The 14122-nt window shown below is 68.9% G+C and carries 15 protein-coding genes; 7 read left to right on the top strand and 8 right to left on the bottom strand.

All coding sequences use genetic code 11. The features are described from left to right. Positions 1-129: 129 nt before the first annotated feature. Entirely contained in the window at positions 130-1305 is a 1176-nt protein-coding gene (locus ACFRAQ_RS25305; RefSeq protein ID WP_379103624.1) for an ArsA family ATPase, read from the bottom strand. 2 nt (positions 1306-1307) lie between these two features. After that, positions 1308-2327, bottom strand: coding sequence for an ArsA-related P-loop ATPase (locus ACFRAQ_RS25310; protein ID WP_379103626.1), 1020 nt, complete (start codon positions 2325-2327; stop codon positions 1308-1310). Between the two features lie 173 nt (positions 2328-2500). Between ACFRAQ_RS25310 and ACFRAQ_RS25315 the strand changes: the two genes are divergently transcribed. From ACFRAQ_RS25315 to ACFRAQ_RS25325, 3 genes are all read left to right on the top strand, one after another. Further along, positions 2501-2665 carry a DUF4177 domain-containing protein gene (locus ACFRAQ_RS25315; protein ID WP_213558954.1) on the top strand — a complete coding sequence of 55 codons (165 nt, stop codon included), beginning with the start codon at positions 2501-2503 and terminating at the stop codon, positions 2663-2665. Continuing rightward, positions 2665-3120, top strand: a complete 456-nt coding sequence (locus ACFRAQ_RS25320) for a RidA family protein (protein WP_379103628.1) — start codon at positions 2665-2667, stop codon at positions 3118-3120. The genes ACFRAQ_RS25315 and ACFRAQ_RS25320 overlap by 1 nt, the downstream gene beginning before the upstream one ends. A 105-nt stretch (positions 3121-3225) precedes the next feature. Continuing rightward, positions 3226-4032 (top strand): MBL fold metallo-hydrolase, encoded by an 807-nt coding sequence (locus ACFRAQ_RS25325; RefSeq protein ID WP_379103631.1) that lies wholly within the window; start codon positions 3226-3228, stop codon positions 4030-4032. 156 nt (positions 4033-4188) lie between these two features. Here the strand turns inward: ACFRAQ_RS25325 and ACFRAQ_RS25330 are convergent, their stop codons facing one another. Both ACFRAQ_RS25330 and ACFRAQ_RS25335 read right to left on the bottom strand, forming a co-directional pair. Continuing rightward, positions 4189-4863 carry a Crp/Fnr family transcriptional regulator gene (locus ACFRAQ_RS25330; RefSeq protein WP_019044571.1) on the bottom strand — a complete coding sequence of 225 codons (675 nt, stop codon included), beginning with the start codon at positions 4861-4863 and terminating at the stop codon, positions 4189-4191. Positions 4864-5133: 270 nt separating this feature from the next. Beyond that, on the bottom strand, positions 5134-5361 hold the full coding sequence (locus ACFRAQ_RS25335; RefSeq protein ID WP_379103633.1) for a hypothetical protein: 228 nt from the start codon (positions 5359-5361) through the stop codon (positions 5134-5136). A gap of 307 nt (positions 5362-5668) precedes the next feature. On the opposite strand from ACFRAQ_RS25335, the gene nth reads away from it, so the two are divergent. The 4 genes from nth to ACFRAQ_RS25355 are packed head-to-tail and all read left to right on the top strand — an operon-like array spanning position 5669 to position 8961. Further along, positions 5669-6349, top strand: a complete 681-nt coding sequence (gene nth, locus ACFRAQ_RS25340) for an endonuclease III (protein ID WP_379103803.1) — start codon at positions 5669-5671, stop codon at positions 6347-6349. Then, a complete protein-coding gene (locus ACFRAQ_RS25345; protein ID WP_379103635.1) occupies positions 6346-7002 on the top strand; it encodes a TlpA family protein disulfide reductase in 657 nt (218 codons plus the stop codon). Before nth ends, ACFRAQ_RS25345 begins: the two co-directional genes overlap by 4 nt. Positions 7003-7042: 40 nt before the next feature. Then, positions 7043-7771 (top strand): NUDIX hydrolase, encoded by a 729-nt coding sequence (locus tag ACFRAQ_RS25350; protein WP_379103637.1) that lies wholly within the window; start codon positions 7043-7045, stop codon positions 7769-7771. Further along, a complete protein-coding gene (locus tag ACFRAQ_RS25355; protein ID WP_379103640.1) occupies positions 7768-8961 on the top strand; it encodes a MarP family serine protease in 1194 nt (397 codons plus the stop codon). Before ACFRAQ_RS25350 ends, ACFRAQ_RS25355 begins: the two co-directional genes overlap by 4 nt. A gap of 64 nt (positions 8962-9025) precedes the next feature. Here the strand turns inward: ACFRAQ_RS25355 and ACFRAQ_RS25360 are convergent, their stop codons facing one another. The 4 genes from ACFRAQ_RS25360 to acs form a co-directional block, all read right to left on the bottom strand. Further along, positions 9026-9973: an alpha/beta fold hydrolase gene (locus ACFRAQ_RS25360; RefSeq protein ID WP_379103642.1), complete on the bottom strand. Its 948-nt coding sequence runs from the start codon at positions 9971-9973 to the stop codon at positions 9026-9028. 23 nt (positions 9974-9996) lie between these two features. Continuing rightward, positions 9997-10539 carry a phage holin family protein gene (locus tag ACFRAQ_RS25365; RefSeq protein ID WP_357275585.1) on the bottom strand — a complete coding sequence of 181 codons (543 nt, stop codon included), beginning with the start codon at positions 10537-10539 and terminating at the stop codon, positions 9997-9999. Between the two features lie 41 nt (positions 10540-10580). Further along, complete coding sequence (gene nhaA, locus ACFRAQ_RS25370) at positions 10581-11807, bottom strand: Na+/H+ antiporter NhaA (protein WP_379103645.1); 1227 nt, start codon at positions 11805-11807, stop codon at positions 10581-10583. 202 nt (positions 11808-12009) lie between these two features. Beyond that, positions 12010-13956 (bottom strand): acetate--CoA ligase, encoded by a 1947-nt coding sequence (acs, locus tag ACFRAQ_RS25375; protein ID WP_379103647.1) that lies wholly within the window; start codon positions 13954-13956, stop codon positions 12010-12012. Between the last annotated feature and the right edge of the window lie 166 nt (positions 13957-14122).

Below are 14122 nucleotides of genomic sequence, written 5' to 3' on the forward strand. Positions count from 1 at the left end.
TAGATCCCCCCTATAAGCAGAACGGATCGAGCCCGCGGGAGCGGGCTCGATCCGTGTCCGGGGTCGGATCGGGCAATTCAAACCAAAGGGTCGAAAGCCGGAATCGAGCCGAGGGCTCGGCGGTCCGCGTCAGGCGGGCTTGGCGCCGGCCTCGACGAGCTGGTCACCGACGGCGCGCAGCGCCTCCAGATCGGCCACCTCGAAGGGCAGCGCGGTGACGGCCACGATGGGCACGCTCGGGTGGGCGCCCGTGAACCGGTGCAGCAGATGCTGTTCCCGCTTGGCGGTGGCGGCCCGATGGGCGTGGATACGCAGCACCGCGGCCGCGAGCGCCTCCGGCGTCTCCGCCTCGGATTCGGGCGTCGCGCCGTTCTCGGACTCCGGGACCAGGCGATCCGCCGCGACCTGCGCCTGCTCGCCGGACAGCGAGCTCAGGACCGGGTGGGTGCGGTTGAGCACCAGTCCGGCCATCGGCATCTTGTCGGTCGAGAGCCGGTCCACGAAGAAGCTGGCCTCGCGCAGCGCGTCCGGTTCGGCCGCGGCCACCACCAGGAAGTGGGTGCCCGGGCGGGACAGCATCGCGTAGGTGCGGTCGGCCCGATCCTGGAAGCCGCCGAACATGGATTCCAGTGACTGCAAGAAGACACTGGCGTCTTTGAGAAGCTGGCCGCCGACGATGGTCGAGACCCCGCGCAGCGCCAGGCTCATCGCGCCCGCGACGAACTTCCCGACGCCGCGGCCCGGGGCCATGATGACCCGGATCATCTTGCCGTTGAGGAAGTTGCCCAGCCGCTTCGGCGCGTCCAGGAAGTCCAGGGCGTTCCGTGAGGGCGGGGTGTCGACCACGATCAGGTCCCACTCCCGCTTGGCCGCGAGCTGGCCCAGCTTCTCCATCGCCATGTACTCCTGCGTGCCACCGAACGAGGACGCGACGGTCTGATAGATCGGGTTGGCGAAGATCTGCTCGGCCTTGTCCGGGGTGGTGTGCTCGAGCACCATGTCGTCGAAGGTGCGGCGCATGTTCAGCATCATGGCGAACAGTTCGCCCTTGGTCTCGGGCCCGAGCTCGACCCTCTGCGGCACATTGCCCAGATCGCTGACGCCCAGTGACTGGGCCAGGCGGCGGGCCGGGTCGATGGTCAGCACCACGACCTTGCGGCCGGCCTCGGCCGCGCGCAGCGCGATGGCCGCGGCCGTGGTGGTCTTGCCGACGCCGCCGGAACCGCAGCACACCACGATCCGCGCCGACGGGTCGGCGATGATCTTCGAGATATCCAGGGGCACAGTGCCTGCCGGAACGACCATGACTAGCGAACCCCCTGCGCGCTCAAGACTTCGGCCAGCTCGTAGAGCCCGCCCAGATCCATGCCGTCGGTGAGCGACGGCAGATACAGCCGCGAGATGTCGAGCTGGGACAGCTCGGCGGCGCTCTCGTCCTGGGCGGCCAGGCGCGCGGAGTGCTCGACGGTCTCGGCGACCAGGCCCTGGAAATCGGCCTCGGACAAGGTGACTCCGGCCTCGGCGAGCCCGGCCTTCAGCGCGTCGACGTCGACCTCGCCGAGGGCGGCGCGTTCGCGCACGGAGCGCGGCAGGTAGCCCTCGCCGGCCCGGTTCACGATGACGGTGCCGATGTTCAGGTCGTTGGCGGTGAGTTCGGCGACGGCGTCGGCGGTCTCCTGCACCGGCAGCGCCTCCAGCAGCGTGACCAGGTGGATCATGGTCTGCTCGGAGTGCAGCAGTTTGGACACGCCCTCGGCCTGCGAGGCGATCGGCCCGCCGCCGGCGATATCGGCCATGGCCTGGGTGACGTCCAGGAAGCTGGCGATCCGGCCGGTCGGGGGCGCGTCGATGACGATTTCGTCGTAGGCGGGCTTGCCGGATTTGTCGGCCCGCACCGCGCATTCCTTGATCTTGCCGGTGAGGATGACGTCCCGCAGGCCCGGCGCGATGGTGGTGACGAACTCGATGGCCCCGACCCGGCGCATGGCCCGGCCGGCGAAGCCGAGGTTGTAGAACATGTCGAGGTATTCCAGGAAGGCGTGCTCGACGTCGAGGGCCAGCGCCATCACCTCGCCGCCGCCGTCCGCGGTGGCGATGCGAGTCTCGGTGGGCGGCAAGGGCGGCAGATCGAACAGCTGCGCGATGGACTGTCTGCCCTCGACTTCGACCAGCAGCACCCGGCGCCCCCCGGCGGCCAGTGCCAGCGCGAGCGCCGCGGCGACCGTCGACTTCCCGGTGCCCCCCTTCCCGGATACGTAATGCAGGCGGGCCTTGTCCGCCCGCTCCGGCCAACCTGCTTCGACCCCCGGCTCAACCGAAACGGGCACTGCTATCGGTACTCCCACGCTCGCGAGCCTATAACTCGTTCCGAATTCCTGCCCACAGGCACGACAAACTGTCTGATACACCACTTCTGGTTCGCGGCCGGCCTCGGCCTGGACCGCGGCGTGGCGGATGGGGTGCGGCACTGCGGGAACCCCGCCGGGGCTACTCTCAGCCCATGAGTGAAGTGACCGTGTGGGAGTACGCGACGGTGCCCCTGTTGACCCATGCCACCAAGGCCATCCTCGACCAGTGGGGTTCCGACGGCTGGGAACTCGTCACCGTGCTGCCCGGACCGACCGGTGAACAGCACGTCGCCTACCTGAAGCGGGCGAAGAGCTGATGACCTGGGCCGAGAACCTGAAGGAGCTCGGGCTCGAACTGCCGGTCGCGCCGAAGCCGGTCGCGGTGTACGTGCCGGGCGTCCGGACCGGCAACTACGTCTACACCTCAGGCCAGCTGCCGTTCGTCAACGGCGAACTGCCGCTGACCGGCAAGCTCGGCGCCGAGGTCACCATCGAGCAGGGTGCGGAGATGGCCAAGCTGGCCGCGCTCAACGCCCTCGCGGTGGTGCACGACCTGGTCGGCCTCGACAATGTCGTGCGCATCGTCAAGGTGGTCGGCTTCGTGGCCTCGGCGGCCGGTTTCAACAGCCAGCCGCTGGTCATCAATGGCGCGTCCGAGCTGCTGGGCGCGGTCCTCGGCGAGGCCGGGGTGCACGCCCGCTCCGCGGTCGGCGTCAACGAGCTGCCGCTCGACACCCCGGTCGAGGTGGAGCTCATCGCCGAGGTGCGATAGCCCCCACCGAAATCCTTTGGGGCACAGAAATGCTTGGGGCACAGTCGAAAGCGTGATGCGTCCAACACTGGACGCATCACGCGCGGTGCATTAGGACGGAAAAGTATGACGCTCACCCACCCCGCGTACGAACAACTGCGGCAAGTGACTCCGTCCGCCGCCGTGGTCCTGGCCGACAACCCCAGCGGAATGACGTTGCAGGGCACCAACACCTGGCTGCTGCGCGCCCCCGGCGCCACGGAATACGTTGTGGTGGACCCGGGTCCGAAGGATCGCAAGCACACCGAGGCGCTGGTCCGCGCGACCGGCGGCGAGATCGTGCTGACGCTGATCACCCACGAGCACGCGGATCACACCGGCGGCATCGACCACCTGGTGAAGGCCACCGGAACCCCGGTGCGCGCCAAGGGCTCCGAATTCCTGCGCGGCTCGGGCACTGTCCTGGCCGACGGGGAGGTCATCGAGGCGGCCGGGGTGCGCATCACCGTGCTCGCCACCCCCGGTCACACCGGGGATTCGCTGAGTTTTCTGGTCGACGGCCCGGACGGCGAGCGAGTCCTGCTCACCGGCGACACCGTCCTGGGGAGTGGGACCACGGTCCTCGAATCCTCCGATGGCGCGCTGGCCGCTTACCTGGATTCGCTGAATCGCCTGGTGTCGGTGGCCCCCGGCCGCACCCTGCTCCCGGCGCACGGCCCGGACCATCCGGATGCCGAACCGGTCATCCGCTACTACATCGCGCACCGCGAGGAGCGCCTGAACCAGGTGCGCGCGGCGCTGGAGAAGCTGGGCCCCAACGCCAAAGCCCTGCAGATCGTCGCCGAGGTCTACGCCGATGTCGACAAGCGGCTCTGGCCCGCGGCGCACAGTTCGGTGAAAGCCCAGCTGGCCTACCTGCGTTCGCAGGGCTAGGCGCACAGGTCAGGGCTGGGCGCACACGTCAGGGCTGGGCGCACGGGTCAGGCTGGGCACACGGGTCAGGCTGGGCACATGGAAACGCGAAAGGATCGGGCACCGCTACGGAGGTGATGCCCGATCCTTTCGGCGTATTCGTTTGTCCGTCTCGCGTCAGCGAGCGCGGCGCGCCAGCCGCTCCGAGTCGGAGATCAGCACGCTCTTGCCCTCGAGCCGCAGCCAGCCGCGGTGCGCGAAGTCGGCCAGGGCCTTGTTCACGGTTTCGCGGGAGGCGCCGACCAGCTGGGCGATCTCTTCCTGGGTCAGGTCGTGGGTCACGCGCAGGGCGCCCGCTTCCTGGGTGCCGAAGCGCTGGGCGAGCTGCAGCAGCGCCTTGGCGACACGACCCGGCACGTCGGTGAAGATCAGGTCGGCCAGGTTGTTGTTGGTACGCCGCAGGCGGCGGGCGAGCACCCGCAGCAGCTGCTCGGCGATCTCCGGACGCTGGTCGATCCACGCCTTGAGCGCGTCCCGGTCCATGGTGACGGCTCTGACCTCGGTGACGGTGGTGGCCGTCGAGGTGCGCGGGCCCGGGTCGAAGATCGAGAGCTCGCCGAACATGTCGGACGGGCCCATGATCGTCAGCAGGTTCTCCCGGCCGTCGGGGGAGCGGCGGCCGATCTTCACCTTGCCCGAGGTGATGATGTACAGCCGGTCGCCGGGCTCACCCTCGTTGAAGATGACGTGGCCGCGCGGAAAATCAACGGGCTGTAGTTGTTTGGCGAGAGCGGCCACCGCGGTGGGCTCGACGCCTTGGAAGATGCCTGCTCTGGCGAGGGCCTCGTCCACGAATGTGCTCCTTATGGGAAATGGCTCTGTCCTGGACCGAAACGACTCGGCCGACAGTGCAGTCTACTTTGCATTACCGCCGGGTAGTGATAGACACCACGCGCCGAGCTGATACTCGGCTACGCGGAGCCCCAGTAAGCGACACACAACGCAACGTGCGACACGCTTCACACGAATCTACGACACGCCGTGAGACCGGCGTCATGAAGATCGTAAAAAGTGGTCCGGGGCTCGTAGCCACCGGACCACCCGACCGCCGACCCGCCCGGGTCAGCTGGCCTGCGCGACGTCCATTCCCTTGGTTGCGGGCCGGGCCCGCCGGGGACGCGCGGCGGCGGCCGGCAATCCCAGCTTGGTCAGATCGCTGACCTCGGCATTCGTGGCTCGATCGAGGTACTGCTGAACCTCCGGGTCGGGTTCGAGCAACTTGCGAAGTCGATTCTCGACCCGTTCCATCACCAACGCGAACAGCATCAGCGCTATCGGAAACAGCACCACAGCGAGTCCTTGCATAGGCAGCAGTAAACACGCCGAAGGTCTCAGATGGAACACGGCAGACCCGCTGGCCGGTTGTGACGTAGTGCTGGTTCCGTAAGGTGGACGCGTGCGTGTCACTGAATCCAACGCGGCCCTGAGCGGGGCAGACCCGGATAATTCGGGCCTCGCGACAGCGAAATCGGACGCTGCCGCGGTTCCTGCCGAGGCCGCGGTCGGTGTCGCGGATGCGCCATCGTTCACGCGCCCGGCCAAAGCGCGCAAGCGCGACAAAGAGACTCGGACCGGCCTGGTCAGGCGCGCGCGGCGGATGTATCGGGAAATGACACGGGAGTTCCCGGACGCGCACTGTGAGCTTGATTTCACTACGCCGCTCGAATTGGCGGTCGCCACAATTCTTTCCGCGCAGTGCACCGATGTGCGGGTGAACCAGACCACACCGGCATTGTTCGTGAAGTACCGCAGCGCACGCGATTACGCCGAGGCCAATCGCGCCGAGCTGGAGGAGTACATCCGGCCCACCGGCTTCTATCGGAACAAGGCCAATTCGCTGATCGGGCTCGGCCAGGAACTGGTCGAGCGATTCGACGGCGAACTGCCCGGCACCCTGGACGAGTTGGTCACCCTGCCGGGGATCGGGCGCAAGACCGCGAATGTCGTCCTCGGCAATGCCTTCGGGGTCCCCGGCATCACCGTCGACACCCACTTCGGGCGGCTGGTGCGGCGCTGGGGCTGGACCGCCGAGGAGGATCCGGTCAAGGTCGAGCATGCCGTCGGCGCACTGATCGAGCGCCGGGACTGGACCATGCTCTCGCACCGGGTGATCTTCCACGGCCGCCGCGTCTGCCATGCCCGCAAGCCCGCGTGCGGCGCCTGCCTGCTGGCCAACGACTGCCCCTCTTTCGGGACCGGGCCGACCGATCCGGCCGAGGCCGCCAAACTCGTGAAGGGCCCGGAGACCGAGCACCTTCTCGAACTGGTCGGCCTGTGAGCGCCGAGGCGACGCGGGGCAACACCTGGTGGCGCTGGGTCCTGGCGGCGGTGATCGTCGCCGTGGCGGCCGTTGTCGCGCTGTGGCCGCAGCTCACCCGCACCGATGACAAGAGCACCGCCACCGGGTCGACCACCGCCCCCGCCGAACCGGCGGTCGCCGAGGCCGATCGGGCCGCGGCCGCGCTGGCGTCCTGCCCGCGGCCCACCGGCGCGCCCGTCGGCGACACCCCGCTGCGCGGCATCACCCTGGACTGTCTGGCCGACGGCAAGCCCGTGGACCTGGTCTCGGCGCTGGCGGGCAAGCCCGCCCTGATCAACCTGTGGGCCTATTGGTGCGGCCCGTGCGCGGAGGAACTGCCGCTGCTGCAACAGTTCTCGCAGCAGGCGGGGACCGCGCTCACGGTGCTGACCGTGCACAGTGATCCCGGCACCGGCAAGGCGCTGTCGCGGCTGAGCGGGCTGGGCATCCACCTGCCGGGTGTCGTGGATCCGAACTCCAAGGTCCGCGCCGCGGTCGGCGCGCCCGCCGTGCTGCCGATCTCGGTGCTGTTGCGCGCGGACGGCACCGTTGCCAAAGTCGTGGTGCGCCCGTTCCGCAGCGTCGAGGACATTTCCGATACCGTCGCGGCCGAATTGGGAGTCCGGGCGTGAGCGCGGCCGGTCCGCGGTGGTTTTCGGTGAGGGTGTGGTGATGAGACTCGAGGCGTCCAGCAATGGGATTCCGGCCTGGCTGCGCGGGGTGGCCGAGCACGATCCGGCCGACCCCACCGGCGTGAACCCGGTCCTGCGACGCAGTGCCATGCGGCGGTTCGCCGCCGCCGCGACCCGGCCCCGGGACGCGGCCGTGCTGGTGCTGTTCGGCGGTTCCCCGGAGGCGGATCCCGATACGCCGGGCGGGCTTCCGGCCGACGCCGACGTGCTGCTCACCCAGCGTGCCGCCACCCTGCGCCAGCACAGCGGCCAGGTGGCGTTCCCCGGCGGCGGGGTGGAGCCGCAGGACGACGGCCCGATCAGCACGGCCCTGCGCGAGGCCAATGAGGAGACCGGCCTGGATCCGGCGAGCGTGGAGCCGCTCGCGGTGCTGCCCACGATCTTCGTGCCGCCGTCGCGGTTCGATGTGACGCCGGTGGTCGCCTATTGGCGCACGCCCGGCGCGGTCGGCGTGGTGAGCGAGACCGAGGCGGCCCGGGTGGCGCGGGTGCCGGTGCGGGAGCTCATCGATCCGGCCAATCGTTTCGTGGTGCGGCATCCGCTGGGCTATATGGGCCCGGCGTTCACCGTGGACGGAATGCTGGTGTGGGGGTTCACCGCCGGCGTGCTCGCCGGACTGCTGGCGGTATCCGGGTGGGAACACGAATGGGACCATCACGATGTACGTGATCTGCAGGCCTCGCTGGCCGCGGTAGGGATGACATTATGAGCGCCTCTGGCTGGCTCGACCTCGGCATCATCATTCTGGCGTTGCTCGCGGCCACCTCCGGGTGGCGGCAGGGCGCGGTCGCCTCGGCGCTGGCCTTCCTGGGCGTCATCCTGGGCGCCGTGGCCGGAATCCTGATCGCGCCGCACATTCTGAAGCACCTCAGTGAAGGCCGGACGCGGGTGCTGGTGGGCGTGCTGCTCATCGTGGCGCTGGTGATCATCGGCGAGGTCGCGGGCATGGTGCTCGGGCGGGCCGCGCGCGGCGGCATGCGGGATCCGTTCACCCGCAGCGTGGACAGCGTGGTGGGCGCGGGCCTGCAGGCGGTGGCGGTGCTGGCCACCGCGTGGCTGCTGGCGCTGCCGCTGACCAACTCCTCGCAGCCGGGCATCGCGGCCGCGGTCACCAACTCCCAGGTGCTGCGCAATGTCGACCACGTCGCGCCGGACTGGCTGCGCCGGGTGCCGACCGACTTCTCCAACCTGCTCAACACCTCCGGGCTGCCGGACGTCATCGGCCCGTTCGGGCATGTCCCGATCACCGCGGTGGAGCCGCCCGACGCCAGCGTGCTGCAGCTGCCCATCGCCCAGCAGCTGCAGGGCAGCGTGCTGCGCATCCGCGGCATCGCACCCAGTTGCCAACGGCAGCTGGAGGGTTCGGGCTTCGTGGTGGCCCCGGAGCGGGTCATGACCAACGCCCACGTGGTGGCGGGCACCAACAGCGTCAGCGTGGACACCGCGCGCGGTCCGCTCCCGGCGACCGTGGTGCTCTTCGACTCACAGAAGGACGTCGCGATCCTCTCGGTGCCGGGCCTCAATGCCCAGCCGTTGGCGCTGGCCCCGAAGGACGCCGGCACGGGCGAGAGCTCCATCGTGCTCGGCTACCCGGGCGGCGGGCGCTACACGGCCAGTGCGGCCCGGGTGCGCGAGACGCTGAACCTCAAGGGCCCCAACATCTACCGCGACGCCGACGTCAAGCGCGAGGTGTACACCATTCGCGGTCAGGTCCGGGCCGGTAACTCGGGCGGTCCGCTGGTGGACACCGACGGCCGGATCCTGGGCGTGGTGTTCGGCGCGGCCGTCACCGACGACGACACCGGGTACGTGCTGACCCTCGACGAGGTGAAGCCGGAACTGGATGCGGCCTCGAGCCAGACGACGGCCGTCGGCACCGGCAGCTGCGTGCTGAGCTGATCGAGACCGGCAGCGGCCCCCGGCGACCTGATTCGCCGGGGGCCGCTGTCGGTGTATGGGCCGGTCAGGCCAGCAGTTTCGCGATCTCCGCGGTCACCGGTTCCGGATTCTCCTGGTGCGCATAGTGACCCGCGCCGGGAATCTCGACCAGCCGCCGCTCCGGCGACAGCTGCCGTCCCCGGTGGATGGTGCTCGGCAGGATGTAGGGGTCGCGGTCGCCGTACATGGCCAGTGTCGGCACCCGTACGGGCTCGCTCATGGCGGACATGAATCGCCGACCGTCGGGCCGCCATTGGCTGCGGAAGGCCCAGCGCTGGTATTCCAGCGCGCAGTGCGCGGCGCCGGGGATCCGGATGGCGGTGCGCATGCGGCGGGCGGTGTCGGCGAATTCCTCGGTGGCCGAGAACCGTTCGCTGACCCGGTCGCGCAGCAGCAGTTCGACATCGATGCCGTCGTCGCGGGTGAGCCGGTGCTCGGGCAGGCGCGGCAGCTGGTAGCGCAGGAAGCCGGGCAGCCAGGCCGAGCGTTGCGCGTCGTCACGCAGCACGGCCCGCTTCAGCGCCACCGGGTGCGGGGAGCTGATCAGGGCGATGGACCGCACCACCCGGGGGTGCAGGACCGCGGTGGCCCAGCACACCAGCCCGCCCTCGGCGTGCCCGACCAGGGTGGCCTCGGTGTGCCCGAGAGCCCGGACCAGTCCGGCCACGTCCCCGGCGAGGGTCCAGCCGTCGTATCCGCGCGGCGGCTTGTCGGTGTCGCCGTAGCCGCGCAGGTCCACCGCGACGGCGCGGTAGCCGCGCGCTGCCAGCCCGGTCAGCTGATGCCGCCACGACCACCAGAAATCGCCGAAACCGTGCAGCAGTAGCACCAGCGGCGTGCTGGTTCCGGGCTGGGCGGGTTCGGGCGCGGCCTCGACGACATGGAAGCGAATGCCGTTGGCGCGCACGTCGCGATGGGTCCACGGCCCGTCATAGCGGACTGCGGACGGATCCGGCTGCGATTTCGACGACACGCCGAAGGAGCGTAATCGAAGGTCTAGGCCCGGGGCTTGCCGACTTCGGCGGAGCCGAATTTATCGGTGCTACCGACGGTGGCGTCCACCGAGTGCTCGTCGGAGTGGCTGAAGCTGCTCGACAGCAGCGTCTGAGTCTCCTTCAGCGAGCCGATGGTCTTCTCCGGCGCGCGCAGTTTGCGCACCTTGAGGTAGCCGAGCAGCGCGAAGGCCGCGACCGCCGCGATCATCAGCAGGAACACCACCAGGAACGCGGCCCAGCGGTACAGCCACACGTCGAGCAGTTCGGCGAGGAAGAAGAAAAAGAAGAAGGAGCTGAACAGCAGGATGGTCAGCGCCAGGATGAAGAAGACGCTGCCCTGCAGGCCCTTCTTGATCTCGCCGGTGACCTCGGTCTTGGCGAGCTCCACCTCGGCGCGCACCAGGGTCGACATCTGCTCGGTGGCGTCGCGGACCAGACTGCCGATGGTGGCCGACTGATGGGCGTCGATATCGGACAACGGAATCGAGGTGACGGTGCGGGTGCGGTTCCCGTCGTAGCCGTTACCGCCCTGTGTGAAGCTCAATTGCTCGACCCTTCTCCATGTCCCGGTAGTACGTTCCGGTGTCACTCTTGACTTTGCAGTGCGCGCTCGTCACGTCGTGCCTGGTGAGCACGGCCACGACGCAACAGTAGCGCCGAACCGGCCAGGGAAGCCGCCAAAGACGTGAGCAACACAGCCGCTTTCGCGAGTTCTGCCGCCGACCCGTCGCCGACGTCTTCCAAGGCCAGTTCTGCCACCAAGAGGCTAACGGTGAAGCCGATCGCGCCCAGTACCGACAGGGCGAACATGTCCCGATACCCGAGATCACCCGGTCGTTCGGCGATCCTCAACCGCACGGCGAGCCAACTGAATCCGAAGATACCGACTGTCTTGCCGACCAGTAGACCCAGGATGATGGCCAGCGACATCCGGTTGGTGAACAGCTTCGACAGCACGGCCGAATCCAGCGGGACGCCGGAGGCGAACAGCGCGAACAGCGGCACGCACAGCGCCGCGGAGATGGGCTGGAAGAAGTGTTCGAGCCGGGCCGCGGGCACGCAGTGCACGTCCTCGCCGGAATCCGGGCGCACCCGGGTGAGCAGGCCGCACGCGACGCCCGCCAGTGTGGCGTGAATCCCGGCTTCGTGCAGGGCGTACCAGGAGAGCAGGCCCAGCGGCACATAGAGGAACGGGGTGCCGATCCGGAACCGCTGGCCCAGCGCCCAGCCCGCGAAGCACAGGACGGCGATCAGCAGCCACAGCATCTTCAGAGTGGTGGTGAACAGCACCGCGATCAGGATGATGGCGATCAGGTCGTCCACCACGGCCAGGCTGAGCAGGAACACCCGGGCACTGGCCGGAATCCGCGACCCGGTCATGGCCAGCACGGCCAGCGCGAAGGCGATATCGGTGGCGACCGGGATGGCCCAGCCGCGATCCATGCCCTCCACGCCGTGCCCGACCACCATGGCGATGATCGCGGGCATGATCACGCCGCCGACGGCGGCCACGATGGGCAGGGTGGCGCGTTTGCGATCGGCGAGCTCGCCGACCACCAGTTCGCGTTTGAGCTCCAGTCCGGCGACGAAGAAGAAGACGGCGAGCAGGCCGTCCTTGGTCCAGTCGGCCAGCGTGAGGTCCAGGTGGAGGGCGGGAATCGCGAGCTTGGTCTCGACCATGGTGGTATAGCTCGCGCCCCACGGTGAGTTGATCCAGATGAGCGCGCTCGCGGCGGCGATGAGAAGGAGTGCGCCACCGAAGGTTTCGGTTCTCAGATAGCGCGTGAGCTCCGATCGGACCTGAGCGATCACCGGGTGCACCTTTCAGCCGTGCGTTCGACAGAACAGCGGCGTGCACACCACTGACGGGATCATCGGCACAACCGCATGCCGACCAGACTTCCCGGCACACCTTTTGCGCGATTCTAACGGTTTGCCCGGAACTTCTTGACCATCCCATGGCAGCGAGGCCCCCCGATCAGCGATCGGAGGGCCTCGCGCGGGGTGCTACCGGTTACGCCTTGCCGGCTCGGATGGCCTCGAAGACATTGGGGTCCACCAGGGTTGAGGTGTCGCCCAGTTCCCGGCCCTCGGCCACGTCGCGCAGCAGGCGGCGCATGATCTTGCCCGAGCGGGTCTTGGGCAGCTCAGGCACCACGTGGATCTCGCGCGGGCGCGCGATGGGGGAGATCTCGCGGGAGACCTCGGCCTTGAGCTCGGTGATCAGATCCGCGCCGGTGTCCTTGGCCTCGGCGGTCAGGATCACGAACGCCACGATGCCCTGGCCGGTGGTGTCGTCGGACGCGCCGACCACCGCCGCCTCGGCCACGCCCGAGTGCCCGACCAGCGCGGACTCCACCTCGGCGGTCGAGATGCGATGGCCCGACACGTTCATCACGTCGTCGACGCGGCCGAGCACCCACAGGTCCCCGTCCTTGTCGAGCTTGGCGCCGTCGCCGGCGAAGTACCAGCCCTTCTCGGCGTAGCGGGACCAGTAGGTGTCCACGTAGCGCTCGTTGTCGCCCCAGATGCCGCGCAGCATGGACGGCCACGGCTCGTCGAGCACCAGATACCCGTTGGCCTCGGTCTCGCCCAGCTGGACCGGATTGCCTTCCTCGTCAACGACTTTCGCCGAGACGCCGGGCAGCGGGGTCATGGCCGCGCCCGGCTTGGCCGCGGTCACGCCCGGCAGCGGGGAGATCATGATGGCGCCGGTCTCGGTCTGCCACCAGGTGTCCACGATGGGAGTCTTGTTGCCGCCCACCACATCCCGGTACCAGCGCCAGGCCTCCGGGTTGATCGGCTCGCCGACCGAGCCCAGCAGCCGCAGGCTCGACAGGTCGTGCGCGTCCGGGATCTCGCGACCCCACTTCATAAAGGTGCGGACCAGCGTCGGCGCCGTGTAATAGATGCTGACGCCGTACTTCTCGATGATCTGCCAGTGCCGGTGCTCGTCCGGGAAGTTCGGGGTGCCCTCGTAGACGATCTCGGTGGCGCGGTTGGCGAGCGGGCCGTACACGATGTAGCTGTGCCCGGTCACCCAGCCGATGTCGGCGGTGCACCAGTACACGTCCTGACCGGGCTTGTGGTCGAACACCTGGTGGTGGGTGTACGCCGCCTGGGTCAGGTAGCCGCCGGAGGTGTGCAGGATGCCCTTGGGCTTCCCGGTGGTGCCGGAGGTGTAGAGGATGAACAGTGGGTGCTCGGCGTCGAAGGCCTGCGCCTCGTGCTCGGGGGAGGACAGCGAGACGGTCTCGTCCCACCAGATGTCGCGGCCCTCGGTCATCTCGGTGTCGAGGCCGGTGCGGCGCACCACCAGCACGTGCTCGACGGTCGAATCACCTTCGGCGAGAGCCTCGTCCACGGCCGCCTTGAGCGGGGCCGCGGCGCCACGCCGCCACTGGCCGTCGGTGGTGATGACCAGCTTGGCCGCGGCGTCGTCGACGCGCTGGCGCAGGGCGCTGGGCGAGAAGCCCGCGAACACCACCGAATGGGTCAGGCCCAGGCGGGCGCAGGCCAGCATCGACACGATGGCCTCGGGGACCATCGGCATGTAGATGGCGACCCGGTCGCCCGCGACCAGGCCCAGGCCGGTCAGGTAGTTCGCCGCGCGGGACACCTCGGCCAGCAGTTCGGCGTAGGTGATGGCGCGGGAATCGCCCGGCTCGCCCTCCCAGTGGATGGCGACCTGGTCGCCGTGCCCGTCGATGACGTGCCGGTCCACGCAGTTGTAGGCGACATTGAGCTTGCCATCGGCGAACCACTTGGCGAAGGGGGCGTCATCCCAGTCCAGTACCTGGGTGAACGGCTGATGCCAGTGCAGCCGTCGCGCCTGCTCGGCCCAGAAGCCCTCGCGGTCGGCTTGGGCCTGAGTGTAAAGAGAGGCGTCGCCATTGGCGGCGGCCGCGAACTCAGCGCTGGGCGGAAAGGCATCCAGGTGGTCGGCGGATGTCTCGGTCATCTCGTCTCTTCTTCTCTCGCGTGCATGCCGCGTGGGGGTGACGGCGGCCACGTCCGACCCTAACCGACTGTGACCTGGGCCGGGACTCGCTGTCTCGATCGGTGGGGCGTTACCGCTGACAACCGGGGTGCGGGTGGCTACTGTCCCTTTCACCGACAGCGGCTCG

It is taken from the genome of Nocardia sp. NPDC056611, assembly GCF_042792755.1.
GTDB lineage: Bacteria > Actinomycetota > Actinomycetes > Mycobacteriales > Mycobacteriaceae > Nocardia.

Bases quoted from the DNA above. Each gene is read 5' to 3' on its own strand.
- ACFRAQ_RS25305 (WP_379103624.1), bottom strand. From the start codon at position 1,305: ATGGTCGTTCCGGCAGGCACTGTGCCCCTGGATATCTCGAAGATCATC.
- acs (WP_379103647.1), bottom strand. From the start codon at position 13,956: ATGACCGAGACATCCGCCGACCACCTGGATGCCTTTCCGCCCAGCGCT.
- ACFRAQ_RS25315 (WP_213558954.1), top strand. From the start codon at position 2,501: ATGAGTGAAGTGACCGTGTGGGAGTACGCGACGGTGCCCCTGTTGACC.
- nth (WP_379103803.1), top strand. From the start codon at position 5,669: ATGTATCGGGAAATGACACGGGAGTTCCCGGACGCGCACTGTGAGCTT.
- ACFRAQ_RS25350 (WP_379103637.1), top strand. From the start codon at position 7,043: ATGAGACTCGAGGCGTCCAGCAATGGGATTCCGGCCTGGCTGCGCGGG.
- ACFRAQ_RS25355 (WP_379103640.1), top strand. From the start codon at position 7,768: ATGAGCGCCTCTGGCTGGCTCGACCTCGGCATCATCATTCTGGCGTTG.
- ACFRAQ_RS25325 (WP_379103631.1), top strand. From the start codon at position 3,226: ATGACGCTCACCCACCCCGCGTACGAACAACTGCGGCAAGTGACTCCG.
- ACFRAQ_RS25320 (WP_379103628.1), top strand. From the start codon at position 2,665: ATGACCTGGGCCGAGAACCTGAAGGAGCTCGGGCTCGAACTGCCGGTC.